10 protein-coding genes are annotated in these 9884 nt (G+C 73.5%); 6 read left to right on the forward strand and 4 right to left on the reverse strand.

Annotation, left to right across the window (positions count from 1 at the left end; translation table 11 throughout):
* A partial coding sequence (locus ACA361_RS32965) for a HAMP domain-containing protein (protein ID WP_375018556.1) occupies positions 1–860 on the reverse strand: 860 nt, incomplete at its 3' end.
* 268 nt (positions 861–1128) lie between these two features.
* Between ACA361_RS32965 and ACA361_RS32970 the strand changes: the two genes are divergently transcribed.
* From ACA361_RS32970 to ACA361_RS32980, 3 genes are read left to right on the forward strand one after another with little or no spacing between them, the layout of a single operon-like run.
* Positions 1129–3519: a SpoIIE family protein phosphatase gene (locus ACA361_RS32970; RefSeq protein ID WP_375018558.1), complete on the forward strand. Its 2391-nt coding sequence runs from the start codon at positions 1129–1131 to the stop codon at positions 3517–3519.
* Positions 3520–3562: 43 nt separating this feature from the next.
* Complete coding sequence (locus tag ACA361_RS32975; protein ID WP_375018560.1) at positions 3563–3889, forward strand: STAS domain-containing protein; 327 nt, start codon at positions 3563–3565, stop codon at positions 3887–3889.
* A 7-nt stretch (positions 3890–3896) separates the two neighbouring features.
* Positions 3897–4265: an ATP-binding protein gene (locus ACA361_RS32980; RefSeq protein WP_366626393.1), complete on the forward strand. Its 369-nt coding sequence runs from the start codon at positions 3897–3899 to the stop codon at positions 4263–4265.
* Between the two features lie 68 nt (positions 4266–4333).
* Here ACA361_RS32980 and ACA361_RS32985 read toward each other — a convergent pair whose 3' ends face one another.
* Entirely contained in the window at positions 4334–5674 is a 1341-nt protein-coding gene (locus ACA361_RS32985) for a class II 3-deoxy-7-phosphoheptulonate synthase (RefSeq protein ID WP_375018581.1), read from the reverse strand.
* Positions 5675–5876: 202 nt separating this feature from the next.
* Positions 5877–6935, reverse strand: a complete 1059-nt coding sequence (locus tag ACA361_RS32990; protein ID WP_375018562.1) for an RNA polymerase sigma factor RpoD/SigA — start codon at positions 6933–6935, stop codon at positions 5877–5879.
* Positions 6936–7067: 132 nt separating this feature from the next.
* Between ACA361_RS32990 and trxA the strand changes: the two genes are divergently transcribed.
* The 3 genes from trxA (at position 7068) to ACA361_RS33005 (ending at position 8738) form a co-directional block, all read left to right on the forward strand.
* Positions 7068–7421: a thioredoxin gene (trxA, locus tag ACA361_RS32995; protein ID WP_375018563.1), complete on the forward strand. Its 354-nt coding sequence runs from the start codon at positions 7068–7070 to the stop codon at positions 7419–7421.
* 97 nt (positions 7422–7518) lie between these two features.
* Entirely contained in the window at positions 7519–7890 is a 372-nt protein-coding gene (locus ACA361_RS33000) for an Hsp20/alpha crystallin family protein (RefSeq protein ID WP_375018565.1), read from the forward strand.
* A 17-nt stretch (positions 7891–7907) separates the two neighbouring features.
* The gene (locus ACA361_RS33005) at positions 7908–8738 is read left to right on the forward strand and encodes a putative RNA methyltransferase (protein WP_375018567.1); all 831 of its coding nucleotides are present in this window, start codon (positions 7908–7910) and stop codon (positions 8736–8738) included.
* Here the strand turns inward: ACA361_RS33005 and ACA361_RS33010 are convergent.
* Positions 8676–9368 carry a hypothetical protein gene (locus ACA361_RS33010; protein WP_375018569.1) on the reverse strand — a complete coding sequence of 231 codons (693 nt, stop codon included), beginning with the start codon at positions 9366–9368 and terminating at the stop codon, positions 8676–8678. The two genes, ACA361_RS33005 and ACA361_RS33010, sit on opposite strands and share 63 nt — an antisense overlap.
* Between the last annotated feature and the right edge of the window lie 516 nt (positions 9369–9884).

Raw genomic sequence — 9884 nt, forward strand, 5'->3', positions numbered from 1 at the left:
CTGACCCCGCGCACGTTGGCCTGGCCGCCCAGCTGCCCCTCGGTGCCGACCTCGCGGGCGACGCGGGTGACCTCGTCGGCGAACGCCGACAGCTGGTCCACCATCGTGTTGACGGTGAGCTTCAGCTCCTGCAGCTCGCCGGTCGCCTCGACCGTCACCTTCCGCGTAAGGTCGCCCTCGGCCACCGCCGTGGTCACCTCGGCGATGTCGCGGACCTGGTCGGTCAGCCGGCCCGCCATCGCGTTCACCGCGGCGGTCACGTCCCGCCACCGGCCGGTCATCCCGCGGGCCGACGCCTGCCCGCCCAGCCGGCCCTCGGTGCCGACCTCCCGGGCGAACTGGCTCACCTCCCAGGTGAACCGGTCGAGCAGCTCCACCATCCCGTTCACCGAACGGGCCATCCGCAGCAGCTCGCCGCGCATCGGGCGGCCGCCGACCCGCAGCTCCACCCGCTGGTTCAGGTCGCCCTGGGCCACCGCCTCGACCACCTGGTACATGCCGGTGGCCAGGTCCGTCAGCTTGTCGATGATCGCGTTGGCGTCCTCGACCGCCGTCGCCCAGGTGCCCTTGAGCGTCCCCGGGGCGATCCGGCCGCGCAGCTGCCCCTCCCGGCCGATCTCGCGCCGCACCCGGCTCAGCCCGGACGTCAGCTGCTCGCCGTTCTCCCGGATCTCCTCCAGGATCGCCGCCGCCTCGGCCACCGCGCCCTCACCGGGCACGTCGAGCTCGGCGCGGGCCTTGCCGTCCCGGACCGCGGCGAGCGCCTTCAGCAGTGGCGCCAGGTCCGCGTCGCTGTAGCGGGGTGTGGTGTCACGGAACGACCCTCCGTTACGACGGGTGCTGGACGCGGTACGGGGCATGCTCTTCATCCTCCTGGCCCGCGATATGGGTATACGGAAACCACGGATACACGGATACCTTGTCCGGGGCCGCACCTGTACTCTACGTCGGCCCCCGGCCCGGGGACCGGCTCCCGAGGACACCGAGGCCGCGGGGGCGGATCGTAGCGTTCGTGTTACCGTCTGTCGCGCGGGACGGCGCGGCCAGGGCACTCCCGCTGGCTGCCGGGCATTCCTGGCCGAGTGGTCGACCAGTCTGTCACGATAGCCAGACCCGGGAGAACAACGCGTGAGTGAGGGACGACTGTTGGAACGGCAGACGGTGTCGGCCACCTTCCCGTCCGCCGCGACCTCCGTGGCGGACGCCCGCCAGTTCGTCCGGCGGGTGCTGGCCGACTGGGACATGGAGGAGGCCGCCGACGACGCCGTGCTCGCCACCAGCGAGCTGGCCACCAACGCCGTCACCTACGCCGGGACCTCGTTCGAGGTCGCCTGCCGCCGCACCGACGACGGGGACATCCTCGTCGAGGTCCGCGACCTGCACCCCACCCGCTCGATCGCGATGCCCGGGATGAACGCCTCCAGCGGCCGGGGGCTGCCCTCGATCGCCCGGCTGGCCGCGTCCTGGGGCGTCACCTACGACCGCCGCACCAAGGGCGTCTGGTTCCGCCTGCCCGGGCCCGGCGCCGCGAACGGCACCGGGTCGCCGCGCGTGTCGTCGGAGGGCGCGGCCGGCTCCAACGGCCCCGGCGGCCCTGGTGGTGCCGGCGGCACGGACGAGTCCGCCGGCCTCGACGGGATCCGCTCCGGCGCCGCCCCGGCGGGCGAGGGGAGCGGCGCCCGCACCGCCTCCGCCTCACGCGACCACCCCGGCAGCGCGGGACGCGCCGGGCGCGGCCGCAGAAGCCTGCGCGGTGACCGCGGTGACCGCGACGGCCTGGCCGCCCGGGGCCGGCACGGCGCGGCCGCCGACGGCGCCGACCCGGCGGGCGGGCTGCCGGCCGGCGGCGACCGGATGCTGCGCTCCCCGGCGGCCCGCGAATCCCTGGAGACCGCCGTCACCACCGTCCGCGACGTCCTCGACGCCGACGCCGCCGCCGTGCTGCTCACCGAGCGGGACGGCCGGCTCGTCCTCGGCGCCGCCGCCGGCCTGCCCGCCGAGGTCCAGCTCGGCGACCTGTCGGTGGTCAACCTGGGCCCCGACGCCCGCGCCGGCACGCCCTGGGTGTCCTCCGACACCTCCGACCCGGTCGCCGCCGCCCTCCACGCCCGGTCGCTGGCCGCGGCGCCGCTGGAGGCGCAGGGCCGGCTGACCGGTGTCGTGGTCGCGCTGTCGTCGACCCCGGGCCGGTTCGACGAGGCCGCCGCCGCCCGCCTCGGCCGCATCGCCGACGAGATGTCGCTCAACCTGGAGAAGGCCCGGGTGGGCGAGCTGGAACGCTCCTGGCGCGGCTGGCTGAGCTTCGTCGCCGAGGCCAGCGACCTGCTGGCCGGCACCCTCGACCAGGAGCGCACCATGGCCCTGGTCGCCCAGCTGGTGGTGCCCCGGCTGTCGACCTGGTGCGCGGTCTACACCGTCGCCGACTCCGGCGCCGCCCGGCTCGCCTACGTCTGGCACGCCGACGAGACCCGCGCCGACGCCCTGCGCGAGCTGCTCGAGCACGCCGACATGGCGCCCCCGATGGACACGCCGGGCCCCTGGCACGGGCTCGCCACCGCCCCGCCGGACGTGCGCGCCGCCGCCGGCGCCACCGCCGCCGACCACGCCTACGCCTTCCCGCTGATCGCCCGCGGCCGCCGGATCGGCACCATCGTGATCGGCCGGCCGCCCGGCGACCGCTTCCCGCGCAGCGCGATCGAGCTGGCCGAGGAGCTGAGCCGCCGCGCCGCCCTCGCCGTCGACAACGCCCGCCTGTACTCCGAGCAGACCACGATGAGCAGCGCGCTCCAGCGCAGCCTGCTGCCGCCCGCCATCCCCGACATCCCCGGCCTGGAGGTCGCGGTGGTGTACGAGCCGGCGGGGGAGGGCAGCGAGGTCGGCGGCGACTTCTACGACGTCTTCGAGACCGCCGGGCCCGGCGCCCCCACCGCGGCCTCAGCGCGCTGGCGGTTCGCGATCGGCGACGTGTGCGGCACCGGCCCGCAGGCCGCCGCCGTGACCGGGCTGGCGCGGCACGCGCTGCGCATCCTGGCCGCCGAGAACCTGTCGGTCCCCGACGTCCTCGCCCGCCTCAACCGGCTGATCCTCGCCGAGGGCGAGCGCGGCCGGCTGCTGACCCTGCTGCACGGCGAGATCGCGCCCCGGCCCCGCCGGGACGGCGTGTCGATCAAGCTGGCGAGCGCGGGCCACCCGCCGCCGCTGATCCTGGACCCGGACGGTAGGGTGACCGAGGCCTCCTCGCCGCAGCCGCTGCTCGGGGTGTTCGACGGGGTGGACTTCCGGACCGAGACCGTACAGCTGAAGCGCGGCCAGGTGTTGCTGTGCGTCACCGACGGGGTGACCGAACGGCGCTCGGGGGCGCGGCTGCTGGGTGACGGCCACGGGCTGGAACGCCTGCTCTCCGGATGCACCGGGCTCAGCGCGGGCGCGGTGGCCGCCCGGATCCAGCGGGCGGTGCGCGATTTCGGGCCGGAGCCCTCCGGCGACGACGTTGCCCTCATCGTCCTCCGGGCGTCATGATGGAGCTCAACAATCGGTAAGGTGGGGTGGCGTGGGGCTTGCCTTGCACACGACACGACAGGACGGCCGCGCGACGATCGCCGCGCGCGGCTCCATCGACCTGCACTCCTCGGAGGAGTTGCGGGCACGGCTCACCGAGCTGATCGACGCCGGGGAGCGGGAGGTCGTGGTCGATCTGACCGCCGTGGACTTCTGCGACTCCTCGGGGCTGAACGTGCTGGTGCGGGCCTACAAGCACGCCAAGGCCCAGAACGCCGAGCTGACGGTCACCGGCGCCTACGGCCGGGTCGAGAACGTGCTGCGCACCACCGGGCTCGACCGCTTCCTCATCGGCGGGGCCAGCGGGGCGAGCGACGCGAGCGCCGGATAGCGCCGCCATGACCGAGACCACGCTGCGCGCGGCCCCCCAGACCGAGGCGGTGGAGTACGCCCGCCGGCTCGCCGCCCGCACCATGCGCACCTGGGCGCTGATGGAGCGCGAGGAGCTGGTGACGGCCATCGTCGCCGAACTCGTCGCCAACGCCGTCCTGCACGCGGGCACCGCGCTGGAGCTGCGGCTGCTGCGCGGCAACGGCCGGGTCCGCATCGAGGTCCGCGACCGGGCCGCGCAGATGCCGCGGCTGACCGTCCCCGGCCCCCTGGACGAGTCGCACCGCGGCCTGTTCATCGTCGACCGCTTCGCCAGCGACTGGGGCGCCGACCCCGTCACCGGCGGCAAGGTCGTCTGGGCCGAGGTCGAGGTCTGAGCGCCCGCGGCGGCCTCGCCGCGGGCGCCCGCCCGTACTGACCGGGCCCTGCGCTACCCGGGTCCCGGCTACTGGGTCTTGCGGTAGAGCTCGGCGACGCGGAACGCCAGGTCCAGCGACTGGCCCCGGTTGAGGCGCGGGTCGCAGGCCGTCTCGTACCGCTGGTACAGGTCGCCCTCGTCGATCTGGTGGCCGCCGCCGACGCACTCGGTCACGTCGTCGCCGGTGAACTCGATGTGGATGCCGCCCGGATGCGTGCCCAGCGCCCGGTGCACCTCGAAGAAGCCCGTCACCTCGTCCAGCACGTCGTCGAACCGGCGCGTCTTGTGCCCGCTCGGCGCCTCGAACGTGTTCCCGTGCATCGGATCGCAGATCCACGCCACCGGCGACCCGCTGCGCTCCACCTTCTCGATCAGCGGCGGCAGCGCGTCCCTGATCTTCCCGGCGCCCATCCGGGTGATGAACGTCAGCCGGCCCGGCTCGCCGTCCGGGTTCAGCCGGTCCATCAGCGCCAGCGCGTCGTCGGCCGACGTCGTCGGGCCCAGCTTCACCCCGATCGGGTTGCGGATGTGCCGCAGGAACTCCACGTGCGCGCCGTCCAGCTGCCGCGTCCGCTCGCCGAGCCACACCAGGTGCGCCGACACGTCGTACGGCAGCCCGCTGAGGCTGTCGATCCGGGTCAGCGCCCGCTCGTAGTCCAGCAGCAGCGCCTCGTGGCTGGAGTAGAACTCCACCCCGTGGAACTCGTCGGGGTTCGCCCCGCACGCCTTCATGAACGTCAGCGCCCGGTCGATCTCGCCCGCGAGCGTCTCGTACTTCCGCCCGGCCGGGCTCGCGGCCACGAAGTCCCGGTTCCAGGCGTGCACCTGCCGCAGGTCGGCGTAGCCGCCCTTGGTGAACGCCCGGCACAGGTTCAGCGTCACCGCCGAGGCGTGGTACGCCTTCAGCAGCCGCCACGGGTCGTTGCGGCGCGCGTCCGGCGTGAAGTCGAAGCCGTTGACCGCGTCGCCCCGGTACGCGGGCAGCTCCAGGCCGTCGCGCGTCTCCGTCGGCTTGGACCGCGGCTTGGCGAACTGCCCCGCCATCCGGCCGATCTTGACCACCGGCACGCTGGCGGCGTACGTGAGCACGACCGCCATCTGCAGCAGGGTCTTCAGCTTGTTCTTGACGGCGTCGGCGTTGGAGCCCTCGAAGGTCTCCGCGCAGTCACCGCCCTGGAGCACGAACGCCTCGCCGCGCGCGACCTCGCCGAGCCGCTGCTTGAGCTGGTCGCACTCGCCGGCGAAGACCAGCGGGGGCTGCTTGGCCAGCTCCGCGGTCACGGCCCGGACCTCGGCCGGGTCGTCCCACGCGGGCTGCTGGAGGGCGGGGAGGTCGCGCCAGGCGTCGAGATCGCCCGTGGTGTTCATGGACATGTCGAGATCTACCCTGCGAACTGTCGGTGACGGGTGGGCCGTACGTTCTGACTGGACACGTACTGATTGGACGACGCCAGGTTATGGCACGGTTCGCGCCTCACTATGAGCCGTGTCGGCGATAAGGCCGTACATGCCGAGGGGGACGGCCCGGCACCGGGCCGTCCCCCTCGGCGGAATCCTAGGGAGAACCAGGTCAGGCGGCCCTGGAACGCGCCGGGCGCGCCTGCCGCGCCGGCTCGTGGAGCCGCCGGCCGCGCATCCGCTCCGCGTCGCCCTCGGCGCGCCGCGGCGCCGCCGGACCGGGAAGCGTGCGGTGCCCGCCCGGATCGACGTCGACCGCCAGCTGCCGCAGCCGCCGCAGCGACCGGTCGGTGATCTGCCGCACCCGGTTGTGGCTCAGCCCGTACCGGGCGCCGATCTGCGCGTACGACAGCGGCTGCCCGCTGTCCATCCCGAACCGGGCCCGCAGGATCGCCGCCTCGCGCTCGGGCAGCCGCTCCAGCAGCCGCGCCAGCCCCTCCAGGTCGTCCAGCGCGACGATCTCCGCCTCGGGCGTCACCGCCTCCGGGTCCTCCAGCAGATCGCCCATCGGCGTCTCGCCCGCGTCGTCGACGGTCGCGTCGAGGCTGGCGGGATCGCGGCGCCAGCGCAGCAGCTCGTCGACGTGCTCGGGCGCGGCGCCGACCGCGTCGGCCAGCTCCTCGCGGCTCGGCTCGCGGCCCAGGTCGCGGCTCAGCTGCCGCTCGGCGCGCCGCAGCCGCGACAGCTCCTCCTCGACGTGCACGGGCAGCCGGATCGTCCGCGCGGTGTGGCTCAGGCCGCGGCCGATCGCCTGCCGGATCCACCAGGTCGCGTACGTCGAGAACTTGTATCCGCGGCGGTAGTCGAACTTCTCCACCGCGCGCATCAGCCCCAGATTGCCCTCCTGGATGAGGTCGATCAGAGGCAGCGAATCGGTCGGGTACTTGCGGGCGATCGATACGACGAGCCGCAGGTTGGCCTCGACGAACCGGCGCTTCGCGCGCAGTCCCCGGGCGACGAGCTCCTCGAGCTCCTCCGGCGTCACACCCTCCGGCGGCTTCCCTTCCTCCAGAAGCCGCTCGGCGTACAGGCCCCCCTCGATCGCCTTCGCCAGGTCGACCTCCTCCACCGCGTCGAGCAGCGGCGTACGGCCGATCCGGTCGAGATAGGCCCCGACGAGGTCCTTGTCGGGGGCGTCGACCCTGTCGCCCTTGGTACGGGTTGCAGTCATCCTGACCCTTCTCCGGTGCGATCTCCCTGAAGGCACAACGTACGGAAGCCCTCCGGTGATTCCCGGACAGGGAATACTGCGGAGGCGGGCACCGCTCTACCCCACCGATACCCCGAACGAGGAGATGACGACATGGCGACGGTCACATTGACCGCGGACGACTTCGACGAGGTGGCCCAGGGCGACGGCATCGTCCTGATCGACTTCTGGGCGGAATGGTGCGGGCCGTGCAAGCGATTCGCGCCGGTCTTCGAGAAGGCCGCCGACAAGCACGCCGACATCACGTTCGCCAAGGTGGACACCGACGCCGAGCAGGAACTGGCGCAGCGCTTCGGCATCTCGTCCATCCCGACGCTGATGGCCATCCGCGACGGGATCATCGTGTTCGCCGAGCCCGGCGCGCTGCCCGCCGCGACGCTGGAGAACGTGATCGAGCAGGTCCGCGAGCTGGACATGGAGGACGTGCAGCGTCGCGCCCAGGCATGACGCGCCCGCCGGGGCCTGACCGGAAACGGACGCCGCCCCTGGACGTCCGCTCCCGGCGGGAGTCCGATGGACGCACCCCGTCAGGGAGGAGCGACCGATGAGAACGCTGGACCGCATCGCCCGGTCGGCGCCGCTCGCCCGCCTCCGCCAGGCCGGCCGGCCCATCCGCGCCGAGGACTACGTCGAGAACGGCGTGTACGTCATCCGCGCGGACCTGCCCGGGGTCGACCCGGACCGCGACATCGACGTGTCCGTGCACGGCGGCACCGTCGAGATCAAGGCGATCCGGCGGGACGACTTCAGGGCGCGTACCCGCACCGAGATCCCGTACGGCCTCTACCGGAAGGTCATCACCCTGCCGGCCGGGGCCGACGCCGGGACGCTCACCACCCACTACCGCGACGGCGTCCTGAAGGTGGCGATCGCGCTGCCGGAGGCCGCCCGCCCGCCGGCGCCGCTGCGCCGCTGACCCGCCATGATGGACGGATGCTGGCGGACGTCGTCGAACACCTGTCCTGCCCCGTCTGCGCCGGGCGCCTGAAGCTCGACGCGGGGGCGCTGCTGTGCACGGCCGGGCACCGGTTCGACGTCGCCCGCCAGGGTTACGCCAACCTGCTGTCCGGGAACGCCCGGCCCGGCACCGCCGACACACCGGAGATGGTCCGCGCGCGGGACGCCTTCCTCAGCGCGGGCCACTTCGGCGTCCTGACCGAGCGCCTCGCCGAACGCGCCGCCCGCACGGACGCGCTCGTCCTCGACGCCGGAGCCGGGACGGGCCACTACCTGAAGGCCATCCTCGACCGTTCCCCCGGAACGGCCGGCCTCGCGCTCGACATCTCCAAGCACGCCGCCCGCCGCGCCGCCCGCGCGCACCCCCGCGCCGGCGCCGTGGTCGCCGACCTGTGGCGGCCCCTTCCCGTACGGGACGCCGCGGCGGACACCGTCGTCAACGTCTTCGCGCCCCGCAACGCCCCCGAGTTCCACCGCGTGCTGAAGCCCGGCGGGATCCTCTACACCGTCACCCCGTCGGAACGGCACCTCGGAACCCTGGTGCGCGCGCTCGGCCTGCTGTCCGTCGACGAGCGCAAGGCCGAACGCATGGACACCGCGCTCGCCGGCCACTTCACCGCCGAGACCCGCGAGGACCTGGAGACCGAGGCGCTCCTGAGCCACGACGACGCCGCGACCCTGGTGGCGATGGGGCCGAGCGCGCACCACGTGGCGCCCGAGGAGCTGCGGCGGCGCCTCGCGGACCTACCCGACCCGTTCCCGGTGCCCCTGTCGTTCGTGCTGTCCGCTTACCGCCGTCTCGGATAGTCCGTCGAGGAACACCTGCGGCACCTCGCCCGGCTCGATGACCCGCCGCGCCTCGCGCGGCTCCCCGGCTTCCGGCTCGTACCGGAACGACGCCGCCGAACCGAGCAGCACGCGCTGCAACGCCTGCCCGGCACGAAGCCAGTCCGCGGGGGAGTCGCCGCGCGTGGCCAGCACGGCCGTTCCCGCGCACCGGCGCAGGACCGCCCCCTCCAGCCGGGCCACCTCCGCAAGCTCGGCGAACCGCGGCACCTGATGGACCCGCCCCGGCGCGAAGGGGCGCAGCGTCGCCGCGTACATCAGCCGCTCCGCCCGCGTGACGCGGTGCCTGCCCGCGAGCCGTACCACCGCGAGCAGCGACGGGCGCTCCGCGTCCGGCAGCGGCCGCACCACCGCCTCGTACCCGAGCTGCGCCGCGGCGAGGCGGAGGTTGACGAGCGCGGCGCCGCAGCTGAGATGAAGCCGCCGCCCGGTCGGGTCGCCGGTGGCCGGGAACCTGTCCGCGTCGGCCCGTACCTCGATGAGCCCGGGAACGACGGTGAGGCGCCAGGCGTGCACGTGGTGCCCCGCCGGTCCCATCGTCGCCGCCACGACCAGACGCTCCGCCGAACGGACCACGGCGCTCGTGTGCAAGCGGACCTCCCCGAACGCAGGATGAAGCGAACCGTATCCCAGCGGATCCCCGATTTGACGCTTCACGGCGGCCCTCCTAAAGTCGTCCATGCCCAAGGGGATGCGGGACGCCGACAGGCGGACGGCCCCGGGGACCAGCCCGGAGAAAACCGGTTCGAGCCTCGCTCGGCCTGTAGTACGATGGTCTGGTCAGTCCGAGACGGGATGCAGGACGCCGCAAGGTGGCCGGCCCGGTGGGCGAACCCTACGAATCTGAGTCGGCGCTCTTCGGATGCGTCGGACGATGATGTGTGGGGACTGGGAGACTCTCAACCGTCGAAACGATCTTCACCGGATCAACTTGACAGACGAGAATCGCCTGGTAAGTTAGAAGGGTTGCCCCGGAGTATGGGCCTGCGAGAGTGGGTCGGGCGCGGTGGGTGTCCGTTTCTTGAGAACTCAACAGCGTGTTAAAAGCCAGTGCCTTTATCGGTTCGGTTCATTGGTGACCGGACCGCCCCGTGGCCATCGAGTGTT

The organism is Actinomadura sp. 21ATH (genome assembly GCF_041951345.1).
GTDB lineage: Bacteria > Actinomycetota > Actinomycetes > Streptosporangiales > Streptosporangiaceae > Spirillospora.